Origin of the sequence: Sphingomonas sp. Ag1, from assembly GCF_000980895.1 — a bacterium.
Classification (GTDB): Bacteria; Pseudomonadota; Alphaproteobacteria; order Sphingomonadales; family Sphingomonadaceae; genus Sphingomonas; species Sphingomonas panaciterrae.
In genome coordinates, this window is sequence record NZ_LAZX01000090.1 from 145121 (window position 1) to 169533 (window position 24413).

Here is a 24413-nt window from a genome sequence, read left to right on the forward strand (position 1 = left end):
CCGCTGCGCTGCCTATCCCGGGTTGAAATAGGAGCAACGCAGCAGCCATGACCACATTCGACGATCGCGAGCGCGCCTTCGAGACCAAGTTCGCGCGCGACGAGGACCTTGCCTTCCGCATCATCGCCCGGCGCAACCGCCTGCTTGGCCAGTGGGCGGCCGGGCTGATGAAGCTGACGCCCGAGGAGGCGGACGCTTATGCCAAGACGGTGGTGCACGCCGATCTGGAGGAAGCGGGCGATGGTGACGTGATCCGCAAGCTGGTCGGTGACCTGACCGCGGCTGGCGTCGACATCGGCGAAGCCGAGGTGCGTGAGGCGCTCGACAAGCAGACCGTCGAGGCGCGCCGCCAGCTGATGGAAGCACAATAACGTGCCCATGGCGGCGGACGAAATTGCGGCGTTGATCCGCGAGGGGATCCCCGATGCCGAGGTCGAGATCACCGATCTGGCCGGCGACGGCGATCATTATGCCGCGCGGGTGACCGCGGCGTCCTTCGCCGGCATGTCGCGGGTGAAGCAGCACCAGGCGGTCTATGCCGCGCTGGGTGGTCGCATGGGCGGGGTACTACACGCCTTGCAGTTGACGACGGGCGTGCCGAAATAACGGCCAGCCGCTTCACGCGAAGGACAAAGAATGACTGACGATACCAACGCCCGCATCGACGCGGTGGTGAAGAACAACCCCGTGGTGCTGTTCATGAAGGGCACGCCGCTGTTCCCGCAGTGCGGCTTTTCCAGCCGGGCGGTGGCTATCCTCCAGCATCTGAACGCCGATTTCGAGAGCGTCGACGTGTTGCAGGATCAGGCGATCCGCCAGGGCATCAAGGCCTATTCGGACTGGCCCACGATCCCGCAGCTGTACGTCAACGGCGAGTTCGTCGGTGGATCGGACATCATGATGGAAATGTACGAGAGCGGTGAGCTGGCCGAGCTGATCAAGGACGGGCCCAAGGCTGCCTGATTGATTATCCACCGGAAGGGTGCGCGGTACTAATGTGCGCCCTTCCGGCTGGAACGTGCGACTGGCTCGATCCTGGCGCGCGCCTGGCTGGCCGTTCCTGCCCCAGCGCTGCTCCGGCGATCAGGCCAGTGAGCGCAATTGTTCCAGCGTATCGATGTCCACCAGCTCGCCCGCGGGTGCATGAACGTGCTTCCCGCGGCGAATGATGTCGCGGGCGCCACTATCGCCGGAGAGGCGTTCCAACAGTGGGAGAAGGGCGCAACCGAACACGGCCGGTGGGCGTGGAGCGTCGCCATCCGTGGAGGCGACGATAGCCGAGGGTCCATCCGCCGCCGCCAGCAGTCGCTGGATGTGACCGGCGGTGACGCGGGGCATATCGGACAGCACGACGAGCAGCGCCTGCGGCTTCACTTCGGCGGCACGCCGCACGCCCAATCGCAGCGATGACGCCATGTCACCCACCGGATCGTCATTCACGATCGTGGCATAGCCGTGGCTGGCATAATCGATGAGGCTCCGCCTGACGACGGCGAGCCGGGCGTGAAAGGGAAGAGCCGCTAGCGTCTCCACGACATGGATACCCAGCGGTCGCCCCTCCAGCACGGCGTCTAGCTTGCTCGGACCAGCACCGAAGCGCCGCGACTGGCCCGCTGCGAGCAGGAGGAGCGCGGTGTCCTCAGCCGCGATCATGGAAGGCCTTCACCATCGCGCCGGCGATGGAGAGGGCGATTTCGGCCGGCCCGATCGCGCCGATATCGAGCCCGACGGGACCGTCGATTCGCGCCAGATCATCGGCCGAGACGCCGGCCTCCGCCAGCCGCTGAAGCCGCGCGGCGTGGCTCTTGCGGCTGCCGAGCGCGCCGACATAGCCGGTATTGGCGGCGAGCGCGGCGACGAGCGCGGGATCGTCGATCTTGGTATCGTGGCTGAGCGTTACCACTGCTGTCGAGGGCCCGGGCTTGTATGCCTCGACCGCCTCGTCGGGCCAGCGATCGTCGAGCGTTGTCTCAGGGAAGCGCTCCTCGGTGAGGAAGCGGCCGCGCGGGTCGACCACCACCGTCTCGATCCCGAGCGTACGAGCGAGGCCGACGAGCGACTGGGCGATCTGCACCGCGCCCACAACGATCAGCCGGCGGGGCGGATCGTAGCGGTTGGCGAAGATCTCGCCCGTTTCGACAGGGCGCAGGTCGCTGTGGCCCGTCGAAAGGTCGGTGGTGACGGTGAGCGACTGCCCGTCCGCGCGGGCCTCGATGATGCGGTCGAACAGTTCGGGGTCGAACCCCTCTGCCGAGACCGGTTGCACCATCACGCTGATCTCGCCGCCGCATGGCAGGCCGACTTCCCAGGCGCTGGCATCGGCGACGCCGTATTTCTTCACCGCAAACGGCGCGCCGGCAATCACCTGCGCTGCGGTGTCGAGGATGTCGCCTTCGACGCAGCCGCCGGAGACTGAACCTTCGAAGCGGCCGTCCTCATGCACCAGCATGTGGCTGCCGCGGGGGCGGGGGGCTGAACCCCAGGTGGAGACGACCGTGGCGAGCGCCATGCGGGCGCCCTTCCACGATTGAGCCGCGGAGAGGACGCTGTCGTTATCGGCCATGGATCACACCGGTGGGAGATGAGGGAGAAGTTTGTCGAGCGTCACGGGCATGTCGTAGATGCGCACGCCGGTGGCATTGTGGATCGCGTTGACGATCGCGGCGCCCGAGCCGGCGATGCCGAGCTCGCCGACGCCCTTCGCGCCGACCGGGTTGGCGGAATCGTCGATCTCCTCGATGAAATACGCCTCGATCTGCGGCACGTCGGCATTCACAGCGACGTGATATTCGCCGAAATCGGGATTCACGAAGCGACCGTTGCGAGTGTCGACCACGCCATCTTCGCTGAGCGCATAGGCAAGGCCCCAGACCATGCCGCCGACGATCTGGTTCTTCGCGGTCTTCTCGTTGAGTACGCGGCCGATATCGAACACGCCGAGCATGCGGCGCACGCGCACCTCGCCGGTGACGGCGTTCACCGCGACTTCCGCGAATTGCGCGCCGTGGCTTGCCTGGCTGGTCGCCTGCGATTCCTTGCCGGGCGAGGTCTTGCCCTTGGCGGCGATCGGCGAGCCGCGGACGAGATCGGCAAGCGGACTGGTCCGGGTGCCGGCGGTGACGACGCCGTCCTTGAGGCGCATGTCCTCCGGGGCGGCATTCATGCGGCGGCCAAGCTCGGCGAGAATGTCCTCGCAGGCGAGCGCGGCGGCGGCGCAGGCGCTGCCCGCGCCAAACGAGCCGCCGGAGCCGGCGCTTGGCGGCAGATCGCTGTCGCCGATCACGACGTCGATCGCCTCGATCGGCAGGCCGAGCATGTCGCCGACCGTCTGCGCAAGGACCGTGTAGGTGCCGGTGCCGATATCGGTCATGTCGGTACGCACGGTGGCCCGGCCGTCATCGCCAAGGATCACCTCGGCCTCGGCATTGACGGTGAAATTGCCGCGCAGTGCCGCGGCCATGCCCATGCCGATGAGCCATTCGCCCTCGCGCCGGCTCCCGGGCGTCGCCTCGCGCCGATCCCAGCCGAAACGGCGCGCGCCCTCCTCGTAGCAATCGAGCAGGCGGCGGGTGGAGAAGCGCTTGCCGGTGGTGGGATCGCGGGGCGGCTCGTTGCGACGGCGCAGCTCGATCGGGTCCAGGCCAAGCGCCTCGGCCAGTTCGTCCATCGCGCATTCGACCGCGAAGGTGCCGATCGCCTCGCCCGGCGCGCGCACCGCGCCCGTTGCGGGCAAGTCGATCCGGGCAAGATCGGTGCGGAAACGGCGTGCCTCGCCGGCGTAGAGCGGCAACGTGCCGAACGGCACCGGCTCCAGAAAGGCGCTGTCGTCATTCTGATAGGCGACGCTTTCATGGCCGATCGCGCTGATCCGTCCCTCATGATCAGCGCCGATGCGCAGCCGCTGCGTCGTCGGTGAGCGATGATGGACCATATAGGCGGTCTGTCGACGGCTGAGCGCGACCTTCACGGGGCGGCCGATTTTCTCCGCGGCGATGGCGGCGAACATCACCTCCGGGCCGACGCCGGTCTTCCCGCCGAACCCGCCACCGACATAGGGTGCGACGACGCGGACGCGATCAGCGTCGATGCCAAGCGCGGTGGCGATCGTGGACTTGGCCGCGCCGATCACCTGATTGCTGGAGCGGACGATGAGTTTGTCGCCCTCCCACCAGGCGGTGGTAGCATGCGGCTCGAGCGCGGCGGGGAAGTGGATCGGGGTCGTATAGGTGCGGTCGATCACCACCTCGGCAGCGGCGAGCGCCGCGTCGAGATCGCCGCGGTTCACCGGCGGAAGGAAGCCGAGCTTGTGATCCTGCTGGACCTCCACGTCGGCGGCGTCGAAGCGGCCGGGCGATTCCTCGTAGCTGACGGCCACGAGGCGGGCGGCGGCGCGGGCCGCCTCCTGCGTCTCTGCAACGACGATGGCGACGCCCTGGCCGTAGTGGAACACCTCGTCCTTGCCGATCGCGGACATGGCGCGCGAGTTGCCCTCACCGGTCGGCATGCGCGGATCGCCATGGATGACCGCGATCACGCCGGGCGCAGCCTCTGCCTCGGTCGCATCCACGCCGGTCACCCGGCCGCGGCCGATGCTGGACTGCACGACGGCGAGGTAGGCGGTGTTTTCCGGTGCCTGCTCGAAGGCATAGGGCGCCGCGCCGCTGACCTTTTCGCGTGCTTCGTAGCGGTCGATCGGCTTGCCGAGCAGGCCCTGCTGCGCGCGGTCGAGGGCGGCGGGACGATAGGGCGCGTCCATCGCGAGATCGTTCATGCCGGCTCCCCGGTAAGGTCACGCAGCGCGGTGACGAGCACGCGCCGGGTGAGCGGGATCTTGAAATCATTGTGGCCGAAGCCGCGGGCGCCGGTGAGCAGCGCGTCGGCGGCGGCATCGAAGGTGGCTTGTTCGGCCGGCTTTCCCATCAGCGCAGCCTCCACCGCGGGATCGCGCCATGGCTGGTGTGCAAGGCCACCGAAGGCGAGCGCCGCATGGGTAATCGTGCCGTTCTCCACCGCGACGACCCCGGCGACCGAGACCAGCGCGAAAGCATAGGAGGCGCGGTCACGTACCTTGCGGTAAAGCTGCCGCGCGCCGGGGGGCGGGGCGGGAAGAGCGATGTGGGTGATGAGTTCGCCCGGTTCCAGCACCGTCTCGATATGCGGCGTGTCGCGGGGCAGGCAGTAGAAATCGCCGAGCGGGATGCGGCGGCGATCGCCGTCGGGCTTCAGCGTGACGACGGTCGCGTCGAGCGCCCGCATCGCGACGGGCATGTCGCCAGGGTGGGTAGCGATACACTGGTCGCTGGTGCCGAGGATCGCGTGGATTCGGTTGAACCCGTCGATCGCATCGCAGCCGCTGCCGGGGTCGCGTTTGTTGCACGCGGCGTGGGCGTCGTAGAAGAAATAGCAGCGGGTGCGCTGGAGGAGGTTGCCGCCAGTGGTCGCCTTGTTGCGGAGCTGGCCCGAGGCGCCGGCAAGCAGCGCGCGGCTGAGCGCCGGATACAGGGCGATGACGCGCGGGTCGGCGGCAAGATCGCTGTTCGGCACCAATGCGCCGATCAGCAGGCCGCCGTCCTGTTCCTCGATGGTATTCAGATCGAGCCGGCTGATGTCGACCAGCCTTTCCGGCGTTTCCACCTGCAGCTTCATCAGGTCGAGCAGATTGGTGCCGCCAGCGATGAAGCGGCCGCCGGCGCGTACGGCCCCCTTCGGGGTGTCGGCGCGGGTGTAGTCGAAGGTCTTCACGCCTCCTGCTCCTGCGCATGTACGTCGCGGATTGCATCGACAATGTTGGGGTAAGCCGAGCAGCGGCAGATGTTGCCGCTCATCCGCTCGCTGATCTCCGCATCATCCAGCGCCGGGGCGGAAAGATCGTCGGTGACATGGCTGGGCCAGCCTCTGGCCACTTCATCCAGCATGCCGACCGCCGAGCAGATCTGCCCCGGCGTGCAATAGCCGCATTGATAGCCGTCATGGCGGACGAACGCCGCCTGCATCGGATGAAGTGCATCGGCGCTGCCGAGCCCCTCGATCGTCAGGATGTCATCATCCTGGTGCATCACGGCCAACGTGAGACACGCATTGATCCGCCGCCCGTTGACCAGCACTGTGCAGGCACCGCACTGGCCATGATCGCAGCCCTTCTTGGTGCCCGTCAGGGCAAACTCCTCGCGGAGGACGTCGAGGAGCGAGGCGCGGATGTCGGGATCGGCCTCGCGCTTGCTGCCGTTGATGGTGAAGCGCATGGCGATACTATGCGCCACTCGCCGAGACGATCCAAGTATATCCCGATAATTCTTGTTATGGCGCTGGCAGCTTGTGGATCCACGTCGCAAATGGAGCCAATGACTATCGTTCCTTCCTTGTCGTCACCGATTGTGATTGCTCATCGCGGTGCTTCCGGAGAGCGCCCGGAGCACACGATTGCCGCCTATCAACTCGCGGTCGCGCAAGGTGCGGATGTGATCGAGCCCGATCTGGTGCCGACCAGCGACGGCGTGCTGGTGGCGCGGCACGAGAATGAGATCAGCGAGACGACCGACGTCGTGGAACACCCGGAATTCGCCGATCGCCGCACGACCAAGACGATCGACGGCAAGGAACTGACCGGCTGGTTCACCGAGGACTTCACGGTCGCGGAGCTGAAGACATTGCGCGCCAAGGAGCGGCTGCCCCTGATGCGCCCGGGCAACCGGGACTATGACGGCAGGGAAACGATCCCGACCTTCGACGAGGTGATCGTGCTGGCCAAGAAGCACGGCGTGGGGATCTACCCCGAGACGAAGCACCCGACCTATTTCGCGTCGATCGGCATGGGAACGGATGCGCCGCTGGTCGAGGCGCTGCGCCGTGCCGGATGGGACAGCGCCGATGCGCCAGTGTTCATCCAGTCGTTCGAGGTCGCGAACCTCAAGCGGCTGAAGGGCATGACGAGTGTGCGGCTGATCCAGCTGGTCGATGGGAAGGGCGGGCCGGCGGATGGCGCCGCGCCAAGCTATGCCGCGATGATGACGCCGGCCGGGTTGAATGCGGTGGCGGGCTACGCGTGGGGCATTGGGCCTAACAAGGCGATGCTTTGGGATGGCTCAGCGCCGACCACGCTGGTCAGCGACGCCCATGCAGCCGGCCTGCGCGTCCATCCCTGGACGTACCGCGCGGAGAATTACTTCCTTCCCGCCCCCTATCGACAAGGGATCAACCCGCGCGGCCACGGTGACTTGGCCGCCGAGATTTCGGCAGCGCTTCGCCTTGGTATCGACGGATTCTTCACCGACTTTCCTGCAACAGGCGTAAAGGTGCGCGATCAGGTGCGGGGAGTGAAGTGATGCGTAAAACAGTTCTGATCGCGGTGGCCGCGATCATCCCGCTCGCCACTGGCGGCTGCGTTCGCACAGCCGCGAGCGTCGTGACGGCGCCGTTCAAGGCCGCCGGGAAGGTGGTCGACTGGTCCACCACGAGTCAGGAGGAGGCCGACCGCAACTACGGCCGCAAGATGCGCAAGGCCGAGGCGCGCGAAGGCAAGGAGCGGCGCGAATGGCAGAAGCGCTGCCGCAAGAATCCCGAAACGTGCGGTCCCTATGACGGCTTCGTCGCCGGCCGCGATCGCTGAGCGAGCGGCAGGTCCGCAGGTGCTGCGCGTGCGCCTGAAGCGGCGGCGCTAGGCGGCGCGGCGCTGCGCCTGGGCGATGATCGCACGGGCGGCGCGCTGAGCCACCGCTATGTCGCGGGCCGGCATGTCATCGGCGATTTCCGCGCGGGCTGCCTGGGCCGCGACATGTCCGGCGACGGCGGCCAGATTGAACCATTTGTGGGCTTCGATCAGGTCGTATTCCGCGCCGTTGGTGCCGGTGGAATAGGCAACGCCAAGATCGTAGCAGGCATCATCATCGCCGCGCAGCGCATCGCTGAGCCGGCTGTTGATCAGAAAACGCGCACTGTCGAGACTGTTACCCATTTCCCTCGCCCCATGTTCATGTCCCCATGCGGCGACATTGGCGCGATTCGTGTATCAAAATGGTTAACGCGCTCAGTCGAGCGTGACAGCAATGTTGTCGATCAGCCTGGTCTGCCCCATCCGGGCGGCGGCGAGCAGGCGGCGGGGGCGATCAGCGCCTGGGTTGGCGGCCAGCGTCTCGGAGTCGACCAAAGTGACATAATCGACGGTGAACCCGGCTGCGACGAGGCTCGTCTGCGCTTCTGCTGCTGCTTCCTCCGGGGGGATGCCGCGGGCGATCGCGCGGGCGGCGACGCCAAGCGCACGTGGCAGAGCCACCGCCTTGGCGCGTTCTTCCTCGTCGAGGTAGATGTTGCGCGACGAGAGGGCCAGGCCGTCATCATCGCGCTGCGTTGGCACGCCCACGATGTCGATCGCGAAATCGAGATCGTTCACCATCCGGCGGATCACCTGCAATTGTTGGTAGTCCTTTTCGCCGAAGAAGGCGGCGTCCGGCGAAACCTGGTTGAACAGCTTCGTCACCACCGTCGCGACGCCGTCGAAATGTCCGGGACGTGCCGCGCCGTCCAGCGTCTCGCTCACGCCTGCGACGCTGACGGTCGAGGCGAAGCCGTCGGGGTACATGGTTTCGACGGTCGGCAGCCACAGCAGGTCGCAGCCCGCCTCCGCCAGCATCCGCGAATCGGCGGCCTCGCGGCGCGGATAGCGCGCCAGATCCTCGTTCGGGCCAAATTGCGTCGGGTTGACGAAGATCGAGGCAACAACCTTAGTCCCGGCCCGCTTTGCCGCGTCAATCAATGCGATATGCCCGGCGTGAAGCGCCCCCATGGTAGGCACAAGCGCGATGCGCGCACCCTCTGCACGGAAGGCAGCGATCGCGGCGCGCAGCTCGTTCAGGTCACGGACAGTCTGCACGCCGATGAAACTCCACTCGAAACGGAACGGGCGGGCATCTATGGGGATCGGTGGACGCGATCAACAAAGGATGCGACAATTTGCCGACCGGTTCCGACAATACTCACGTGATCGTGTTCGCCAACGAGAAGGGCGGGACGGGCAAGTCGACCACCGCCGTTCACGTAGCAATTGCGTTGTCCGTGCGGGGCGCGCGCGTCACCTGCCTTGATCTCGATCATCGCCAGCGCACCATGGGACGCTATCTCGACAACCGGGCCGAGACGGTTCGTCGCACCGGATCGGCGCTGATGATCCCGCGCTATCGGACGGCGCACGAGGATTTCGAGGAAGCGTATCAGGACATGCTGCGCGACAGCGACTTCCTGGTGATCGATACACCGGGACGTGACGATCCATATGCACGTGCCGCCGCGACGCGGGCCGACACGCTGGTGACGCCGATGAACGACAGCTTCGTCGATTTCGATCTGATCGGGCAGGTCCATCCCGAGACGTTCAAGGTCACGCGGCCGAGCTTCTACTCCGAACTGATCTGGGATGCGCGCAAGGCGCGTGCGAAGGCCGACGGGTCAACGATCGACTGGGTCGTGCTGCGCAACCGCCTGCAGCATATTGAGGCACGCAACATGCGGCGCGTGTCCGAAGCGCTCGACCAGTTGGCGAAGCGGGTCGGCTTTCGCATCATCCCTGGCCTTGGCGAGCGTGTGATCTATCGCGAGCTGTTCCCGTCGGGGCTGACGATGCTGGATACCAAGGATTTTGGCGGAATGGGGCTGGGCCATGTCGCGGCGCGGCAGGAGTTGCGCGAGATGATGTCGGGATTGTCGCTGCCTGAACCCGCCACGCCGCTCGTCGCGTGATGCTGAAGCTCATCTTGGCGCTGCTGGTCGCTTATGCCGGTTGGCGATTGTGGAAGAATGGTTGGGGCGGGAAGTCGGTCAAGCGCCGGGTGGTGATGGCTGAGCCGGGCGATGCGGCGGCGGCGCGACGCTTGCTGGGGGTGGACCGACAGGCGGATGAGGCAACGATCCGCGCGGCGCATCGCCGCCTGATGGCGGAGGCGCATCCCGATCGCGGTGGCTCGCCCGAACAGGCGCGCGCGCTGAATGCCGCGCGCGACCTGTTGTTGCAGCGCGCGGGCTGATCGATCAGCCCGCGCTGTCAGGCGGCGGTTGCTTCCTTGTCCGCCCGCTCCTGGTAGAAGCGCTGGACGACCGCCCAGCCCTCGGCCGCGCTTTCGACATAGGTGAAGATGCCGAGATCACGTTCGGAGATCACGCCTTCCTCTACCAGTGCGTCGAAGTTCACCACGCGCTCCCAGAATTCGCGGCCGAACAGCAGCACGGGGATGGGCGCGACCTTTCCGGTCTGGATCAGGGTCAGCAGCTCGAACAGTTCGTCGAAGGTGCCAAAGCCCCCCGGGAAGGCGGCCAAGGCACGCGCGCGCAGCAGGAAGTGCATCTTGCGCAGCGCGAAATAGTGGAACTGCATCGACAGTGACGGCGTCACATACGGATTGGGCGCCTGTTCGTGCGGCAGGACGATGTTCAGGCCGATTGATTCGGCGTGAACGTCCGCCGCGCCGCGGTTCGCGGCTTCCATGATCGACGGACCGCCGCCCGAGCACACGACGAAGTGCCGCTTGCCCTGTTCGTCGCGCGGGAAGTTGCTGGCGAGTCGGGCGAGCTCGCGCGCCATGTCGTAATATTTGGACTTGGCGACTAGTCGCTCGGCGATGTGGCGATGCTCGGGATCGGCCATCTCCAGCATCGCCTGCGCCTTTTCCGGCTCGGGGATGCGTGCGGAGCCGTACACCACGAACGTGGACCCGATATGGGCCTCTTCCAGCAGCAGTTCGGGTTTCAAAAGCTCCAGCTGAAAACGCACCGGCCGCAGATCCTCGCGCAGCAGGAAGTCCATGTCCTGGAAGGCGAGGCGGTAAGCCGGGTTTTCGGTCTGGGGGGTGGAGATGCCGGTCTTGGCCGACTCGGCATCCTGGCGCGCACGGGGAAAGGTGCGGCTCGGTACGCGGGTTTCTGTCATTTCGTCGGCCTTTAACGACAGAAATTGGCCTTGTCGTCCTCCAGATGGAAGTGGTTGCGATGGGCGCTGTTATAGTTTGGGCCAAGCACCGTGCCGAACCGGCGGCAGGCGGACGCAGTGATCGTGCGCATGAACTGGCGGATGGCAGGATCGGGCGAGTTCCAGTCGTTGAGCACGGTAATCCGCCGCCCGTCCTTCAGAACGAAACCGCCGATGTCGATCGCATTGGCGACCGAATGGCCGGAGCGGCGACCGGTGCCGGCAACGTTGCGGCAATTGTATGTGCCCATGCTTTCGATCTTTGCCAGTTCGCTGCCCAGTATCTGGTAAGCCGCGGGCGCAACGGCATTGCGCGCCCACCGCGCATAGGTGCGCGCCGCGCCGCATCGCACGGCGCCAAGGTTTGTTGTCGGCACGCCGATGTCGAGCAGCTTCACTGTGCCGATTACGCCGCAGCCGGGCCCGAACTGGCGATCGGGCAGCGGTTCATAAGCAACGCCGATCTCGCGCAGGTCGCGGTGGCATTGCGCGGTTTCGCGTGACGATGGCCCCTCGATTCGCGGCGCGGGGGTGCGCCGATCGGACCGCGCCGGCGGCTCCGAGCGGCCGCACGCGGCGAGGCTCGCCGCCAGCGCGAGCATGATGAAGGTACGCAACACTTCCCCCGATCGCGATGAACTGTTTGACGCGCCGCTCTTTTCTTGCCGGTTTTGTCGCTCAGGAAAAGCGGTGGTTGGGGCGCGCAGGTTGAATGGTGGGTAGCAGAGGACGAAGCGAGTCGATCGCACTTTATCGCGGTTGCCACGTTGTCCCCGGTTCACTAGAGCCGTCGGCGGGCCACGCGGTCCCAACGCCGCGCGTGCTCTCTGTAAGGAGAGTCAGACATGACTGATACGACGCTCGCCGACGCCACCATTGCGCCTGCGAAACCCGCCACGAAACCGGCGCGACCCTATTTTTCCTCGGGCCCCTGCGCAAAGCCGCCGGGCTGGGATGCCGCCAAGCTGGCCGATGCCACGCTCGGTCGTTCGCACCGCTCCAAGATCGGCAAGCAGCGCCTTCAATATTGCATCGATCTGATGCGCGAGCTGCTGAAGCTGCCTGACACGCACCGCATCGGCATCGTTCCGGGCTCCGACACCGGTGCCTTCGAAATGGCGATGTGGACGATGCTGGGCGCCCGCCCGGTCACCGCGCTTGCCTGGGAAAGCTTCGGCGAAGGCTGGGTGACGGACGCCGTCAAGCAGCTGAAGATCGAGCCCACCGTGATCCGCGCCGATTACGGCCAGCTGCCCGATCTGGGCCAGGTCGATTGGTCGAACGACGTGCTGTTCACCTGGAACGGCACCACCAGCGGCGTTCGCGTGCCGAACGGTGACTGGATCGCTGACGATCGCGAGGGGCTGAGCTTCGCTGACGCGACCAGCGGCGTGTTCGCGTATGATCTGCCGTGGGACAAGATCGATGTCGCCACCTTCTCCTGGCAGAAGGTGCTGGGCGGCGAAGGCGCGCATGGCGTGCTGATCCTCGGCCCCCGCGCGGTCGAGCGGCTTGAGACCTACACGCCCGCCTGGCCGCTGCCGAAGGTGTTCCGCCTCGTCTCCAAGGGCAAGCTCGCCGAGGGCGTGTTCAAGGGCGAGACGATCAACACCCCGTCGATGCTGGCCGTCGAAGACGCGATCTTCAGCCTCGAATGGGCTAAGTCGCTGGGCGAGAACGGCCTCATCGCGCGCTCTGATGCGAACGCCAAGGCGCTCGACGAGATCGTCGCCGCCCGCGATTGGCTCGGGCATCTCGCGACGGATCCCGCCTCGCGCTCGACCACCAGCGTCTGCCTGACGGTCGATGCCGACGAAGCGGTGATCAAGAAGATGGTCTCGCTGCTCGAGGCAGAGGGCGCCGCCTATGACATCGGCGGCTATCGCGATGCCCCTCCGGGCCTGCGCATCTGGTGCGGTGCTACGGTCGACACCGCGGATATCGTCGCGCTGGGCCCGTGGCTCGACTGGGCCTACGCGACCGCCAAGGCGGCCTGAAGACCACCCACTCCCTTGCGTTACCCCGGGCTTGATCCGGGGTCACGCTTCTTCTCACCGTTGCGCCGCAGATGGCGGGCCCGGATCAGTTCCGGGGCGACGGTGCAGGCAAAGGACTATCCCATGCCCAAGGTTCTCATCAGCGACAAAATGGATCCCAAGGCCGCGCAGATCTTTCGCGAGCGCGGCGTGGAAGTGGACGAAATCACTGGCAAGACGCCGGAAGAGCTGAAGGCGATCATCGGCCAATATGATGGCCTGGCGATCCGCAGCTCGACGAAGGTCACCAAGGAGATCCTCGAGGCGGCGACCAACCTCAAGGTCGTCGGCCGTGCCGGCATCGGCGTCGACAATGTCGACATCCCGGCGGCTAGCGCGAAGGGCGTGGTCGTGATGAACACCCCCTTCGGCAACTCGATCACCACCGCCGAACACGCCATCGCACTCATGTTCGCGCTCGCCCGCGACCTGCCGGAGGCCGACAAGTCGACCCAGGCGGGCAAGTGGGAAAAGAACCGCTTCATGGGCGTCGAGGTCACCGGCAAGACGCTGGGCCTGATCGGCGCGGGCAACATCGGCTCGATCGTCGCCGATCGCGCGCTGGGCCTGAAGATGAAGGTTGTCGCCTACGATCCGTTCCTCACCGAGGAACGCGCGATCGAGCTTGGCGTGCAGAAGGTCACGCTGGACGAGCTGCTGGCCCGTGCGGACTTCATCACGCTGCACACGCCGCTGACCGAGCAGACCCGCAACATCCTGTCGGCCGAGAATCTCGCCAAGACCAAGAAGGGCGTGCGGATCATCAACTGCGCGCGCGGTGGCCTGATCGACGAGGCGGCGCTGAAGCAGGGCCTCGACAGCGGCCATATCGGCGGCGCGGCGCTCGACGTGTTTGTCACTGAGCCGGCGAAGGAAAGCCCGCTGTTCGGCACGCCGAACTTCATCTCCACGCCGCACCTCGGCGCGTCGACCACCGAAGCGCAGGTGAACGTCGCCATTCAGGTGGCCGAGCAGATGGCGGACTATCTCGTGTCGGGCGGCGTCACCAACGCGCTCAACATGCCCAGCCTCACGGCTGAGGAAGCGCCCAAGCTGAAGCCGTACATGAGCCTTGCCGAAAAGCTCGGCAGCCTCGTCGGGCAGCTGGCTCATGGCGCGATCGATCGCATCTCGATCCACATGGAAGGCGCCGCGGCGGAGCTGAACCCCAAGCCGCTGACCAGTGCGGTGCTGAAGGGCTTCCTCGGCACGCAGACCGATACGGTGAACATGGTCAACGCGCCGCTGCTCGCGCGCGAGCGCGGCATGGAAGTGCGCGAGATCCGCACCGAGCGTGAGGGCGATTACCACACGCTGCTTCGCGTCTCGGTCCGCACCGCGGATGGCGAGCGTTCGGTCGCGGGCACTTTGTTCGGCGATCAGGCCGCGCGCCTCGTCGAGCTGTTCGGCATCAAGGTCGAGGCCGATCTGACCGGCGCGATGCTGTACGTCGTGAACGAGGACGCACCGGGATTCATCGGCCGTCTGGGCACCACGCTGGGCGAGGCCGGGGTGAACATCGGCACCTTCCATCTCGGCCGCCGTCAGGCGGGTGGCGAGGCGGTGCTGCTGTTGTCGGTGGACCAGCCGGTGACGGCGGAACTGCTGGCGACCGTGAAGGCGCTGCCGGGGGTGAAGACCGCGATGGGGCTTCGCTTCTAAGCCCTTTTGCCCGGAGCCAGCGCGGCCTTCTTCCGGAGAAGAATGGCCGCGCCTGGCATCATTTCGGCGATGATCCGGCCGCGGCACCTGGTGTCGCGGCCGGATCGGTTTTTCGGCCCCCCGCGGGCGCCCAATACAGGCGCGCGCATCATCGAGGTTGACGGCGGCACCCGTGCGGGCAACGAGGCGCGCGACGTCGCCCGATCGCTTTGGTCGGGCGGCCATGCTTTCGCGTCATCGCGCGGCGGTACGCTGCGCAGGATGATGAATTTGAACGAGGTGCCTTTCAGATGATCGCCGTGGTGCTGTCGACTGCTCCTTTCCCGTGCGCCGATCTGATCGGGGCGAGCGCGTAAGATGACGACGCTGCTCCCCGAGGGGTTTCGCGATCGCCTGCCGCCGCATGCCGATGCGTCGGCGGCGGTCGAATCGCGAGTGCTCGCGGTCGCCCATTCCTATGGCTATGAGCGGGTCGACCCGCCGCTGGCGGAATTTGCCGATAGCCTCGCCTCGCGCCTGAAGGACGGCGGCCTCGCCGATGCGGTTCGCTTCGTCGATCCGGTCAGCCAGCGCACGATGGCGATCCGCCCCGACATCACGGCGCAGGTCGCGCGGATCGCGGCGACGCGCATGGCGCACCACCCGCGCCCGGTGCGGCTGAGCTATGCCGGGTCGGTGCTGAAGCTGCGCGGCGGGGCATTGCAGCCCGATCGCGAGGCGCGGCAGATCGGGTGCGAGCTGATCGGCCTCGATTCGGTCGCCGCCGCGCGCGAGGTCGTGACGGTGGCAGTCGAGGCACTGGCGGCGGCGGGCGCGACCGGCGTGTCGGTCGACTTCACCTTGCCCGACCTGGTCGAGACGCTGTCGTCCGGTCCGCTGCCGGTCAGCGATGTCGAGCAGTTGCGCGACCGGCTGGATGCCAAGGATGCGGGCGCCGTCGCGGCGCTGGCGCCGGAATATCTGCCGCTGATCGAGGCGGCGGGGCCGTTCGATGCGGCGATTGCGCGGTTGCGGGCGTTCGACAGCGCCGGCGTCCTGTCATCACGACTCGACGGGCTGGAGGCGATTTCGAGGGCGCTTGGCGGCCGCGCCACGCTGACGCTGGATCCGACCGAGCGGCATGGCTTCGAATATCAGACCTGGCTTGGTTTCTCGCTGTTCGCGCAAGGGGCGACGCGCGAGGTCGGGCGCGGCGGCACCTATACGCTGATGCATGAGGATGGCGCGGAGGAGGCGGCGACCGGCTTCTCGCTGTTCGCCGCATCGATCGCTGGCGATAGCGCGGGCAAGCGCCGGCGATTGTTCCTGCCGCTCGGCACGTCGGAAGCGGATGGCGCCGCGATGCGTTCTGCCGGCTGGGCGACGGTTGCCGCGCTTGCCGCCGGTGACACGCCCGAAGCGCAACTGTGCACCCACCTGTTCGTTGATGGTGAGGCCCGGCCGTTGGCTGGTTGACAGCGGCGTCGCGCCACGGCTACCGGCGCGGCGCATTTATGGACCCTTCTGGTCGCCGAGTCCTGTCGAAGGGCGGCCAGGATCATCCCGGCAGGGGGAGTATTGTATCCATGGCGAATGTTGCGGTGATCGGCGCCCAATGGGGTGACGAGGGCAAGGGCAAGATCGTCGATTGGCTGGCCGAGCGTGCCGACATGGTCGTCCGCTTCCAGGGCGGCCACAATGCCGGCCACACATTGGTCGTGGGCGAAAACGTCTACAAGCTGTCACTGCTGCCGTCGGGTATCGTGCGTGGCACGCCATCGGTGATCGGCAATGGCGTGGTGCTCGATCCCTGGGCGCTGAAGGCCGAGGTCGAGAAACTGTCGGGGCAGGGCGTGATGGTGTCGCCCGACACGCTGCGCATTGCCGATACCTGCGCGTTGATCCTGCCGTTCCACCGCGATCTCGACGGGCTGCGCGAGGATGCGAGCGGCGCCGGCAAGATCGGTACCACCCGCCGCGGCATTGGCCCCGCGTATGAGGACAAGGTCGGCCGCCGCGCGCTGCGCGTGTGTGACCTCGCGCATCTCGACGATCTCGATCCGCAACTCGACCGCCTGACGGCGCATCACGACGCGCTGCGCGCCGGATTCGGCGAGCCGCCGATCGATCGCGAGCGGTTGCTGACCGACCTGCGCGAGATTGCGGACTTCGTCCTGTCCTTCGCCAAGCCGGTGTGGCGTGACCTGAACGAGGCACGCGCCGCCGGCCGGCGCATCCTGTTCGAAGGCGCGCAGGGCGTGCTGCTCGACATCGATCACGGCACCTATCCGTTCGTCACCTCGTCCAACACGATCGCGGGCACCGCGGCGGGCGGCTCCGGCCTCGGGCCGGGTGCGGTCGGCTTCGTGCTGGGTATCGCCAAGGCGTACACCACGCGTGTCGGCTCCGGCCCGTTCCCGACCGAGCTCGACAATGAGACAGGCGAGCGGCTGGGAACGCGCGGGCATGAGTTCGGCACCGTCACCGGACGCAAGCGCCGTTGCGGCTGGTTCGACGCGGTGCTGGTGCGCCAGTCCGCAGCGGTCAGCGGCATCACCGGCATCGCGCTGACCAAGCTGGACGTGCTCGACGGGTTCGAGACGATCTCGATCTGCACCGGCTATCGCTTGCGCGGCGAGACGCTGGATTATTTCCCGTCGCACGCGGCCGATCAGGCCGCGGTCGAGCCGATCTACGAGACGATGGAAGGCTGGTCGCAGTCGACCGCCGGCGCGCGCAGCTGGGCCGACCTGCCGGCGCAGGCGATCAAGTACATCCGCCGCATCGAGGAACTGATCAACTGCCCGGTAACATTGGTGTCGACCAGCCCGGAGCGCGAGGACACGATCCTGGTTCGCGATCCCTTCGCGGACTGAGTGACACCACCCTCCCTGCGCAATGCGGGGAGGGGCGGTTTGCCTGCGTGCCGCTTTCCGTTACGGCTCTCCGCAAAACAAGCGGGAGAGTGAGATGGCCAAGGTGGTCAGGATCGGCGGTGCGGGCGGATTCCTCGGGGACAGTTCGGTCGCGGCGCCGCAATTGCTGGCAGGCGGCAAGCTCGATTACATGATCCTCGACTATCTGGCGGAAGCCACGATGGCGCCGCTGGGCCAGTTGAAGCAGGTGCGCCCGGACCAGGGCTATGCGCGCGATTTCACCGAATGGGTGTGGAAGGACAATCTGCGCGAGTTCAAGGCACAGGGCGTCCGCATCGTGACGAATGCGGGTGGCGTGAACCCGCAGGCGTGCCGCGCGCGGATGGAGGAGCTTGCCGCGGATGCCGGGCTTTCCTTCCGGATCGCAATCGTCACCGGCGATGACCTGATCGCGCGCGTGCCCGACTTTGCCGCCCAGGGCGTGGTCGAGATGTTCAACGACGCGCCATTCCCTGATCCCAAGAAGGTATGGACCGCCAACGCCTATCTTGGCGGCGGGCCGATCGCGGCGGCGCTGGCGGCTGGGGCGGAGGTGGTCATCACCGGGCGCGTGGTCGACAGCGCGCTGACGCTGGGCCCGCTGATGCATGAATTCGGCTGGGGGCCGGACGATCACGATCGGCTGTCGGCGGGATCGCTGGCGGGGCATGTGATCGAATGCGGCGCGCAGGCGACCGGCGGACTGTTCACCGATTGGGAGAAAGTGCCCGACTGGGCGCACATCGGCTATCCGGTGATCGAGTGCCATGAGAATGGCGATTTCATCGTCACCAAGCCGGAGGGGACGGGCGGCCTCGTCTCGGCAGCGGCGGTGGCGGAGCAGATCCTGTACGAAGTGGGCGATCCGCAGGCCTATGCGCTGCCCGACGTGGTGTGCGATTTCTCGCAGCTGAGCGTCACCGAAGAGGGCGAGGGCCGGGTGCGCGTGTCCAATGCCAGGGGTTATCCGCCGACCGGCAAGCTGAAGACCTGCGTCACATTTGAGAACGGTCATCGCTTTATCGGCATCATGCCGGTGGTCGGGCGCGACGCGGCGAAGAAGGCGCAGGCGCAGGCACAAGCGGTGCTGACCCGCGTTGGCGAGATGCTGCGCGGGCGCAACCTGCCGCCGCTGCGCGATACGCGCGTCGAATTGCTGGGGACCGAGGCAAGCTACGGCGCGCAGGCCAATCCGGCGTTGTCCGCAACGCGCGAGGTGATCGCGCGGATCGGGGCGGAGCATGAGGATGCCGAGGCGCTGGGCATCATGATGCGCGAGTTCGATTCGCCCACCACCTCGATGAGCGTGGGTTCGACCGGGTGGTTCGGTGCGCGGCCGACGATCTCGCCGGTGGCGCAGGTGTTTTCGTTCCTGGTCGATGGGGCATCGGTGAACGGCAGCGTGTCGCTGGGCGGGGAGACGATCACCGTTGCCAACCCGGCGCCGGCGACGCCGTTCGATCCGGCGATGATCGCGCGGCCGGAGGTGGATGATGAGGCGCCGGCGATTGGCGCTGACGAGGAGATGGTCGAGGTTCAGCTGATCGACCTTGCCTGGGCCCGCTCGGGCGACAAGGGCAATGCGTTCAACGTCGGCGTGATCGCGCGGCGGCCGGAATATCTGCCGTGGATCCGCGCCGGGCTGACCGAGGACGCGGTGCAGGCGTTCTTCGCACATGAGTTCGAAGGGGCGAGCCATCCCGAGGTTCGCCGGTACGAGCTGCCGGGGATGAATGCGATCAACCTGCATTGCATCCAGTCGCTGGGCGGGGGGCAGTTCGCCAGCCTGCGGCTCGATGCGCTGGCCAAGGGCAAGGCGCAGCAATTGCTGGACATGAAGGTGAAGGTGCCGCGGCGACTGGTCGGCTGAGCGAGCGGCGGCGGCCCCAGGGTGCTCAGCCGCCGCTGAGCGCCCGCTGGCGCCGCCGCTGCACCGAACTGCCGATCCCCATCGCCTCGCGATATTTGGCGACGGTGCGGCGGGCGATGTCGAAGCCCTTGGCGTTGAGCAGCTCGACGATCGTGTCGTCGCTGAGGATCTTGGCACCTTCATTGGCGACGAGGCCGCGGATCGCGCTTTTCACCGCTTCGGCGGACACGGCATCGCCGCCGTCGGCGGACTGGATCGCCGAGGTGAAGAAGTATTTGAGCTCGAACAGCCCGCGCGCGCAGCTGAGATATTTGTTCGAGGTCACGCGGCTGACGGTCGATTCGTGCATCTCGATCGCGTCGGCGACCTGCCGCAGCGTCAGCGGGCGAAGATGCGCGACGCCTTTCAGGAAGAACGCCTCCTGCTGGCGCACGATCTCGGTCGCGACGCGGATGATCGTCTTCTGCCGCTGGTCCAGCGCCTTCACCAGCCAGTTGGCGCTGGCCAGCATGTCGCCGAGCCACGCCTTGGAGGCCTTGTCCTGCGGACCCGACGACAGCTCTGCATGGTATCGCCGGTTGACCAGCACGCGCGGCAGGGTGGCGCTGTCGAGCTCCACGATCCAGCCGCCCCGTGTGCGGCGCACGTGGAGGTCGGGCGTCACCGCCTGCATCGGCTCCCCGCCGAAGCGGAGCCCGGGCTTCGGATCATAGCCGCGCAGCTCGCGGATCATGTCGGCCATGTCCTCGTCATCGACCTCGCAGATCCGCTTCAGCCGGGCGAGATCGCCGCGCGCGACGAGATCGAGGTTGTCGATCAGGCGCGCCATCGCGGGATCGTAGCGGTCGGCCTCGCGCGCCTGCAGCGCGATGCATTCGGCGAGGTTTCGGGCGCCGACGCCCGTGGGGTCGAAGGTGTGGATGACCCCCAACAGGCGCTCAACAGCCTCCAGCGGCACGCCCAGGCGGCTGGCCACGTCGGCGAGTTCGGTCGTCAGGTAACCCGCCTCGTCGATCAGGTCGATCAGATGCTGGGCCACGAACAGGTCGCCCCCGCCAAGCACCTCGCCTGCCTGATACAGCAGGTGTTCGGCCAGCGATCGATCCCCGGCGGCAAGGGCATCGAGGTCGGGCCCGTCCTCCAGGCTGCCGCCCGTCGCGCCGGTGAGGCCGAGGCCGTCCCCCGCCGCGCGATCGCCGGTCATGCTATCGAGCGGGCTGTCGTCGAATCGCTCTGCCACGATGTCGACGTCGAGTGCCTCGCCAGCCGCTTCGCCGGAGAGGACGAGTTCGTCAGCCGGGGCCGGCTCGTCGCGGGGCGCTTCGGGCTCACGCTCCGGCACCGGCGCATCGTCCGCCGCGGGCAGTGCCTCCAGCAGCGGGTTCTTCTCCAGCTCCTCGGCGATGACGCCTTCGATCTCGAGGTTCGACAGCGTCAGCAGCTTGATTGCCTGCTGCAACTGCGGCGTCATCACCAGCGATTGCGACTGACGCAGGTCGAGGCGCGGCGCGAGGCTCATCTCGTGGCGGCGCCACCGCAGGCACGCCTGACGCTACCCTGGCCATGCGCGGTCCGGGCAGAACCCGGGACTGCGAGGAGAGGGACGGTCAGCATCGGCTCAGAGCGAGAATTCTTCGCCCAGATAGAGGCGGCGAACATTGGGATCGGCGACCAGATCCGCAGGGGCGCCAGAGAACAGCACCCGGCCATCGTAGATGATGTAGCCGCGGTCGACGATTTCGAGCGTCTCACGCACATTGTGATCGGTGATGAGCACCCCGATCCCGCGGCTCTTGAGCTGTTTCACCAGCGCGCGGATGTCGGCGATCGACAGCGGGTCGATGCCGGCGAAGGGTTCATCGAGCAGGATGATCGAGGGATCGGCGGCCAGTGCCCGGGCGATTTCCGCCCGGCGCCGCTCACCGCCGGACAGCGCCATGGCGGGCGCGTCACGCAGCCGGGTGAGGCCGAATTCGTCGAGCAGCCGGTCGAGCTTCTGCTGGCGCGCGGTGGCATCCGGCTCGTTCAGTTCGAGCACGGTCAGGATGTTCTTCTCGATCGTCAGGCCGCGAAAGATCGACGTTTCCTGCGGCAGGTAACCGAGGCCCAGGATCGCCCGCCGGTACATCGGCAGACCGGTGATATCCTCACCATCCAGCATGATGCGGCCCGCATCCGGCTTCACCAGCCCCATCACCGAATAGAAGCACGTCGTCTTGCCCGCGCCATTGGGGCCGAGCAGGCCGACCACTTCGCCGCGCCCGACCGACACCGAGACGTCGCGCAGCACCGTCCGCTTGTCATAGGACTTCGCGATCGAGACGACCTGCAGGCCGTCGGAAATCGGCGCCTCGTGGACTGCTTCCACCTCTTCGAGTGTCGTGACCTCGTCCATCGCCTGTTCTTGCCTCGCCAATCGTTCCAGTGCCTCGTCAGTCGAATGGCAACTGGCAGGAATCATGCATCAGAAACATTCATCAGTGATGATGCATAATGCACGCGCAGAGGGAAACCCCCGATCGCGGCGGGTTGCTCCCGGTCAGTTTCGCTTCGGAACGGAGAAGGTGCCGGTGACGCGGCCCGACGGCGCCGTCGTGACATTGCCCGAGCCGCTGCCGCCACCGCGCACCGACGATCCGTCCATCACCGCGCGGCCGGTGTCGAGGTTGATCGTCAGGCGGCCGCCGTTCACGGTATTGGCGCCCTGCGTCAGCGAGACGCCGCCGATCATGGTGATGACGCGACGGTTCAGGTCATACACGGCGAACTGGCTGCGCGCCGTCTGATCAGGGCGACGCACGACGACCCCGCCCGATGCGTCCAGCCGCGATACCTGCGGGTTCCCGTCCACGATCTGGCCGGTGTAGTTCACCGTCATTCGCGCCGCGCTCAGCGACATTTCGGCCTGGCGAACCGACACATTGCCCAGCAGTACCGCGCGGTTGGCGCGATCCTGAAGCTCGATCGTGTCCGCCGCGAAGTCGATCGGCGCATTGGTATTGTGCCGCGTCTGAGCACCGGCCGTGGTCGCCAGCGGAGCGGTTGCCAGGCAAAGGGCGAGAAGGACCGGACGTGTCATGCGCGCTATCTCGCCCCTCGCGGGTTCACGCGCAAGCGGGCATTGCCGCGCAACGTGACGGTTCGCGCCTCCAGATCGGCATCGAGCCGGTCCGCGCTGAACGTTCCCTGCGATACCGTGCCCGTCACCGCGTCGCGCGAGCGCAGCTTGCGGGTTTTCAGGTCAACCTCGGCATCCTGAGTGTCGAGTGTGTAGTTGTTGGGCCCGCGAAAGGCGATCGGCCCGTCCACATTCACCCGCTCGCTTTCCATGTCGTAGCGGCCGCTGGGGGCGGTCAGCGACGCCGGGCCATCCTCCAGCCGGATGCGCGCGATCAGTTCGTTGAGCTGTACCACCGGTTCGGCCGAGCTGCGCTGCACCGCCGAGCCGGCGTCGAGCGTGAAGGGCTGGCCCTTGGCGTCGGAGCCGCGATATTGCGCCTTCTGGATCTTCAGCCGCTCCTTGGCGACCTCCACCTTGTTCTTGTCCAGAACGAACGACACGTCCCCAGCGCGCGTCAGCGGGGCCATCACCAGAAAGGCCGCCAGAACGCCGATCAGTACGGGCAGCAGCCAGTACATCACCGAGATCAACCGATCGTGCCGGCTGCCCGGTGCCGCCCAGCGCTGCCGCCTGGAGCGTTCCCGGATGGCTATTTCAGACATGCGTGACGCCATTCCCCTTGCCCGTCGCCGGTCGCCCGGCGGGCATCAAACGCGACGAGCGCCAAAAAAGCCGCAGCCCCGCCTTGCTTCGTGCCAACACGGCGCGCTCAGGCGCCGCGCCGCCATCACAAGCGGGGTGTGGCTCACGCATGGGCGAAGATGTCGGTTTCCGGCCAGCCGGCGAGATCAAGCTCGGCACGGTGCGGCAGGAAGTCGAAGCAAGCCTGCGCCAGCGCCGTGCGACCCTCGCGGGCGAGTCGCCGATCCAGTTCCTCGCGCAGGCGATGGAGGTAGCGCACGTCCGACGCGGCATATTCACGCTGCGCGTCGTTCAGGTCGGGACCGCCCCAGTCGGACGATTGCTGCTGCTTGGAGATGTCCTGCCCCAGCAATTCGCGAACCAGCTCCTTCAGGCCATGCCGGTCGGTGTAGGTGCGCACCAGGCGCGAGGCGATCTTGGTGCAATAGACCGGGGCCGCGACAATCCCCATGTAGTGGCGGATCGCCGCGATATCGAAACGGCCGAAATGGTAGAGCTTGAGCCGCGTCGGATCGGCCAGCGCCGCCCGCAGATGGGGGGCGGCATAATCGGACCCGGGGTTGAACCGCACCAGATGCTCATCGCCGGTGCCGTCGGAAATCTGCACCAGGCACAACCGGTCACGCGGCGTGATGAGCCCCATGGTTTCGGTGTCGACGGCAAGCGGGGCACCCGGAACGAACACATCGCCCGGCAGGTCTTCTTCATGGAAATATACGGCCATCGTGATGCCCTAGCGCGGCGCGCCAAAAGGCTCAACAACACACCGTAGCGCTCACATTCTGCAGAAAATCCAGCGACGGGCTGTGCCTTCAACGCGACAGTTGCGCAATGATCGCAGCGTAATACTTGTTTTTGGTGACGATTCTATTCGCGGTAGGTGCGCGGATGCGCTATGACGAGTCTCGTGGCGCATCAGCTTTCGCGTCACGGAGCTCCGCGCCGGCCGTCCATCGCGCGGATCTTGAACGATTTTGCGGGCGGAGCGGGAAGACGAACAGGGTTTATGGGTTACGACAAAGGTGGCCGCGGCAATCGTGGCGGACGCGGGCGCGACAAGCGCGATGACTTCGGCGGCGGCGATTTCGGCGGCGACTTCGGTGGCGGTGGTTTTGGCGGCGGCGGTTTCGGCGGCGACCGTGGTGGTTTCGGTGGTGATCGCGGCGGCTTTGGTGGCGGCGGCGGTGGCTTCCGTGGCGGCGGTGGCGGCTTCGGCGGCGGCGGCTTCGGCGGCGGC

Annotated in this window: 27 protein-coding genes and 1 pseudogene; 13 read left to right on the forward strand and 15 right to left on the reverse strand. The window is 66.8% G+C overall.

All coding sequences use genetic code 11. The features are described 5' to 3' along the window. Nucleotides 1-47: 47 nt before the first annotated feature. The 3 genes from XM50_RS09600 to grxD are packed head-to-tail and all read left to right on the forward strand — an operon-like array spanning nt 48 to nt 963. A complete protein-coding gene (locus tag XM50_RS09600) occupies nt 48-371 on the forward strand; it encodes a DUF1476 domain-containing protein (protein ID WP_046409108.1) in 324 nt (107 codons plus the stop codon). Between the two features lies 1 nt (nt 372). Continuing rightward, nucleotides 373-606, forward strand: a complete 234-nt coding sequence (locus XM50_RS09605) for a BolA family protein (protein WP_046409109.1) — start codon at nt 373-375, stop codon at nt 604-606. Between the two features lie 30 nt (nt 607-636). Next, complete coding sequence (gene grxD, locus XM50_RS09610; RefSeq protein WP_046409110.1) at nt 637-963, forward strand: Grx4 family monothiol glutaredoxin; 327 nt, start codon at nt 637-639, stop codon at nt 961-963. A 120-nt stretch (nt 964-1083) separates the two neighbouring features. On the opposite strand, the gene XM50_RS09615 is transcribed toward grxD, so the two are convergent. The 5 genes from XM50_RS09615 to XM50_RS09635 are packed head-to-tail and all read right to left on the reverse strand — an operon-like array spanning nt 1084 to nt 6242. Beyond that, a complete protein-coding gene (locus tag XM50_RS09615) occupies nt 1084-1653 on the reverse strand; it encodes a nucleotidyltransferase family protein (protein WP_046409111.1) in 570 nt (189 codons plus the stop codon). Then, nucleotides 1640-2563 (reverse strand): XdhC family protein, encoded by a 924-nt coding sequence (locus XM50_RS09620; RefSeq protein ID WP_046409112.1) that lies wholly within the window; start codon nt 2561-2563, stop codon nt 1640-1642. Before XM50_RS09620 ends, XM50_RS09615 begins: the two co-directional genes overlap by 14 nt. Before the next feature lie 3 nt (nt 2564-2566). Then, nucleotides 2567-4771, reverse strand: coding sequence for a xanthine dehydrogenase family protein molybdopterin-binding subunit (locus XM50_RS09625; protein WP_046409113.1), 2205 nt, complete (start codon nt 4769-4771; stop codon nt 2567-2569). After that, nucleotides 4768-5742: an FAD binding domain-containing protein gene (locus XM50_RS09630; RefSeq protein ID WP_046409114.1), complete on the reverse strand. Its 975-nt coding sequence runs from the start codon at nt 5740-5742 to the stop codon at nt 4768-4770. Before XM50_RS09630 ends, XM50_RS09625 begins: the two co-directional genes overlap by 4 nt. Beyond that, entirely contained in the window at nt 5739-6242 is a 504-nt protein-coding gene (locus XM50_RS09635; protein ID WP_082102937.1) for a 2Fe-2S iron-sulfur cluster-binding protein, read from the reverse strand. Before XM50_RS09635 ends, XM50_RS09630 begins: the two co-directional genes overlap by 4 nt. A 90-nt stretch (nt 6243-6332) precedes the next feature. Here XM50_RS09635 and XM50_RS09640 point away from each other — a divergent pair, with 90 nt between their 5' ends. After that, entirely contained in the window at nt 6333-7322 is a 990-nt protein-coding gene (locus XM50_RS09640; RefSeq protein ID WP_231621921.1) for a glycerophosphodiester phosphodiesterase, read from the forward strand. Beyond that, nucleotides 7322-7606, forward strand: a complete 285-nt coding sequence (locus tag XM50_RS09645; protein WP_046409115.1) for a hypothetical protein — start codon at nt 7322-7324, stop codon at nt 7604-7606. Before XM50_RS09640 ends, XM50_RS09645 begins: the two co-directional genes overlap by 1 nt. A 48-nt stretch (nt 7607-7654) precedes the next feature. Here the strand turns inward: XM50_RS09645 and XM50_RS09650 are convergent, their stop codons facing one another. Both XM50_RS09650 and panC read right to left on the reverse strand, forming a co-directional pair. Then, nucleotides 7655-7951, reverse strand: coding sequence for a sel1 repeat family protein (locus tag XM50_RS09650; RefSeq protein WP_046409116.1), 297 nt, complete (start codon nt 7949-7951; stop codon nt 7655-7657). Nucleotides 7952-8023: 72 nt separating this feature from the next. After that, the gene (gene panC, locus XM50_RS09655) at nt 8024-8866 is read right to left on the reverse strand and encodes a pantoate--beta-alanine ligase (protein ID WP_046409117.1); all 843 of its coding nucleotides are present in this window, start codon (nt 8864-8866) and stop codon (nt 8024-8026) included. Nucleotides 8867-8946: 80 nt separating this feature from the next. Between panC and XM50_RS09660 the strand changes: the two genes are divergently transcribed. Further along, entirely contained in the window at nt 8947-9729 is a 783-nt protein-coding gene (locus tag XM50_RS09660; protein ID WP_046409153.1) for a division plane positioning ATPase MipZ, read from the forward strand. After that, nucleotides 9729-10013, forward strand: coding sequence for a DnaJ domain-containing protein (locus XM50_RS09665; RefSeq protein ID WP_156167223.1), 285 nt, complete (start codon nt 9729-9731; stop codon nt 10011-10013). Before XM50_RS09660 ends, XM50_RS09665 begins: the two co-directional genes overlap by 1 nt. Nucleotides 10014-10030: 17 nt before the next feature. Here XM50_RS09665 and XM50_RS09670 read toward each other — a convergent pair whose 3' ends face one another. Further along, nucleotides 10031-10912, reverse strand: a complete 882-nt coding sequence (locus XM50_RS09670; protein WP_046409118.1) for an LOG family protein — start codon at nt 10910-10912, stop codon at nt 10031-10033. An 11-nt stretch (nt 10913-10923) separates the two neighbouring features. Next, entirely contained in the window at nt 10924-11571 is a 648-nt protein-coding gene (locus XM50_RS09675) for an extensin family protein (protein WP_231621922.1), read from the reverse strand. A 225-nt stretch (nt 11572-11796) separates the two neighbouring features. Here XM50_RS09675 and XM50_RS09680 point away from each other — a divergent pair, with 225 nt between their 5' ends. From XM50_RS09680 to XM50_RS09705, 6 genes are all read left to right on the forward strand, one after another. Beyond that, complete coding sequence (locus XM50_RS09680) at nt 11797-12948, forward strand: phosphoserine transaminase (RefSeq protein WP_046409119.1); 1152 nt, start codon at nt 11797-11799, stop codon at nt 12946-12948. 123 nt (nt 12949-13071) lie between these two features. Continuing rightward, nucleotides 13072-14649, forward strand: coding sequence for a phosphoglycerate dehydrogenase (serA, locus tag XM50_RS09685; RefSeq protein ID WP_046409120.1), 1578 nt, complete (start codon nt 13072-13074; stop codon nt 14647-14649). A 42-nt stretch (nt 14650-14691) separates the two neighbouring features. Further along, complete coding sequence (locus tag XM50_RS09690) at nt 14692-14943, forward strand: hypothetical protein (RefSeq protein WP_046409121.1); 252 nt, start codon at nt 14692-14694, stop codon at nt 14941-14943. 63 nt (nt 14944-15006) lie between these two features. Beyond that, nucleotides 15007-16104, forward strand: coding sequence for an ATP phosphoribosyltransferase regulatory subunit (locus tag XM50_RS09695; protein ID WP_046409122.1), 1098 nt, complete (start codon nt 15007-15009; stop codon nt 16102-16104). Nucleotides 16105-16214: 110 nt separating this feature from the next. Then, nucleotides 16215-17504, forward strand: a complete 1290-nt coding sequence (locus XM50_RS09700) for an adenylosuccinate synthase (protein WP_046409123.1) — start codon at nt 16215-16217, stop codon at nt 17502-17504. Between the two features lie 94 nt (nt 17505-17598). Then, entirely contained in the window at nt 17599-19413 is a 1815-nt protein-coding gene (locus XM50_RS09705) for an acyclic terpene utilization AtuA family protein (protein ID WP_046409124.1), read from the forward strand. Nucleotides 19414-19438: 25 nt separating this feature from the next. Here XM50_RS09705 and rpoN read toward each other — a convergent pair whose 3' ends face one another. The 6 genes and pseudogenes from rpoN to XM50_RS20505 form a co-directional block, all read right to left on the reverse strand. Next, nucleotides 19439-20932, reverse strand: coding sequence for an RNA polymerase factor sigma-54 (gene rpoN / locus XM50_RS09710; RefSeq protein WP_046409125.1), 1494 nt, complete (start codon nt 20930-20932; stop codon nt 19439-19441). Nucleotides 20933-21031: 99 nt separating this feature from the next. After that, on the reverse strand, nt 21032-21808 hold the full coding sequence (lptB, locus tag XM50_RS09715) for an LPS export ABC transporter ATP-binding protein (RefSeq protein ID WP_046409126.1): 777 nt from the start codon (nt 21806-21808) through the stop codon (nt 21032-21034). 144 nt (nt 21809-21952) lie between these two features. Continuing rightward, entirely contained in the window at nt 21953-22492 is a 540-nt protein-coding gene (locus tag XM50_RS09720; RefSeq protein ID WP_046409127.1) for an LptA/OstA family protein, read from the reverse strand. A gap of 5 nt (nt 22493-22497) precedes the next feature. Beyond that, a complete protein-coding gene (gene lptC, locus XM50_RS09725; protein WP_046409156.1) occupies nt 22498-23136 on the reverse strand; it encodes an LPS export ABC transporter periplasmic protein LptC in 639 nt (212 codons plus the stop codon). A gap of 143 nt (nt 23137-23279) precedes the next feature. Beyond that, complete coding sequence (locus XM50_RS09730; protein WP_046409128.1) at nt 23280-23900, reverse strand: ribonuclease D; 621 nt, start codon at nt 23898-23900, stop codon at nt 23280-23282. A 51-nt stretch (nt 23901-23951) separates the two neighbouring features. Next, nucleotides 23952-24413, reverse strand: a pseudogene (locus tag XM50_RS20505) (hypothetical protein); the annotation flags it as partial.

What these genes read in the sequence shown, in the direction of transcription:
- XM50_RS09600 (WP_046409108.1), top strand. Translation starts at nt 48, where the DNA reads ATGACCACATTCGACGATCGCGAGCGCGCCTTCGAGACCAAGTTCGCG.
- grxD (WP_046409110.1), top strand. Translation starts at nt 637, where the DNA reads ATGACTGACGATACCAACGCCCGCATCGACGCGGTGGTGAAGAACAAC.
- XM50_RS09615 (WP_046409111.1), bottom strand. Translation starts at nt 1,653, where the DNA reads ATGATCGCGGCTGAGGACACCGCGCTCCTCCTGCTCGCAGCGGGCCAG.
- XM50_RS09620 (WP_046409112.1), bottom strand. Translation starts at nt 2,563, where the DNA reads ATGGCCGATAACGACAGCGTCCTCTCCGCGGCTCAATCGTGGAAGGGC.
- XM50_RS09625 (WP_046409113.1), bottom strand. Translation starts at nt 4,771, where the DNA reads ATGAACGATCTCGCGATGGACGCGCCCTATCGTCCCGCCGCCCTCGAC.
- XM50_RS09635 (WP_082102937.1), bottom strand. Translation starts at nt 6,242, where the DNA reads ATGCGCTTCACCATCAACGGCAGCAAGCGCGAGGCCGATCCCGACATC.
- XM50_RS09640 (WP_231621921.1), top strand. Translation starts at nt 6,333, where the DNA reads ATGGAGCCAATGACTATCGTTCCTTCCTTGTCGTCACCGATTGTGATT.
- XM50_RS09645 (WP_046409115.1), top strand. Translation starts at nt 7,322, where the DNA reads ATGCGTAAAACAGTTCTGATCGCGGTGGCCGCGATCATCCCGCTCGCC.
- XM50_RS09650 (WP_046409116.1), bottom strand. Translation starts at nt 7,951, where the DNA reads ATGGGTAACAGTCTCGACAGTGCGCGTTTTCTGATCAACAGCCGGCTC.
- XM50_RS09665 (WP_156167223.1), top strand. Translation starts at nt 9,729, where the DNA reads ATGCTGAAGCTCATCTTGGCGCTGCTGGTCGCTTATGCCGGTTGGCGA.
- XM50_RS09670 (WP_046409118.1), bottom strand. Translation starts at nt 10,912, where the DNA reads ATGACAGAAACCCGCGTACCGAGCCGCACCTTTCCCCGTGCGCGCCAG.
- XM50_RS09680 (WP_046409119.1), top strand. Translation starts at nt 11,797, where the DNA reads ATGACTGATACGACGCTCGCCGACGCCACCATTGCGCCTGCGAAACCC.
- serA (WP_046409120.1), top strand. Translation starts at nt 13,072, where the DNA reads ATGCCCAAGGTTCTCATCAGCGACAAAATGGATCCCAAGGCCGCGCAG.
- XM50_RS09690 (WP_046409121.1), top strand. Translation starts at nt 14,692, where the DNA reads ATGGCCGCGCCTGGCATCATTTCGGCGATGATCCGGCCGCGGCACCTG.
- XM50_RS09695 (WP_046409122.1), top strand. Translation starts at nt 15,007, where the DNA reads ATGACGACGCTGCTCCCCGAGGGGTTTCGCGATCGCCTGCCGCCGCAT.
- XM50_RS09700 (WP_046409123.1), top strand. Translation starts at nt 16,215, where the DNA reads ATGGCGAATGTTGCGGTGATCGGCGCCCAATGGGGTGACGAGGGCAAG.
- XM50_RS09705 (WP_046409124.1), top strand. Translation starts at nt 17,599, where the DNA reads ATGGCCAAGGTGGTCAGGATCGGCGGTGCGGGCGGATTCCTCGGGGAC.
- rpoN (WP_046409125.1), bottom strand. Translation starts at nt 20,932, where the DNA reads ATGAGCCTCGCGCCGCGCCTCGACCTGCGTCAGTCGCAATCGCTGGTG.
- lptB (WP_046409126.1), bottom strand. Translation starts at nt 21,808, where the DNA reads ATGGACGAGGTCACGACACTCGAAGAGGTGGAAGCAGTCCACGAGGCG.
- XM50_RS09720 (WP_046409127.1), bottom strand. Translation starts at nt 22,492, where the DNA reads ATGACACGTCCGGTCCTTCTCGCCCTTTGCCTGGCAACCGCTCCGCTG.
- lptC (WP_046409156.1), bottom strand. Translation starts at nt 23,136, where the DNA reads ATGTCTGAAATAGCCATCCGGGAACGCTCCAGGCGGCAGCGCTGGGCG.
- XM50_RS09730 (WP_046409128.1), bottom strand. Translation starts at nt 23,900, where the DNA reads ATGGCCGTATATTTCCATGAAGAAGACCTGCCGGGCGATGTGTTCGTT.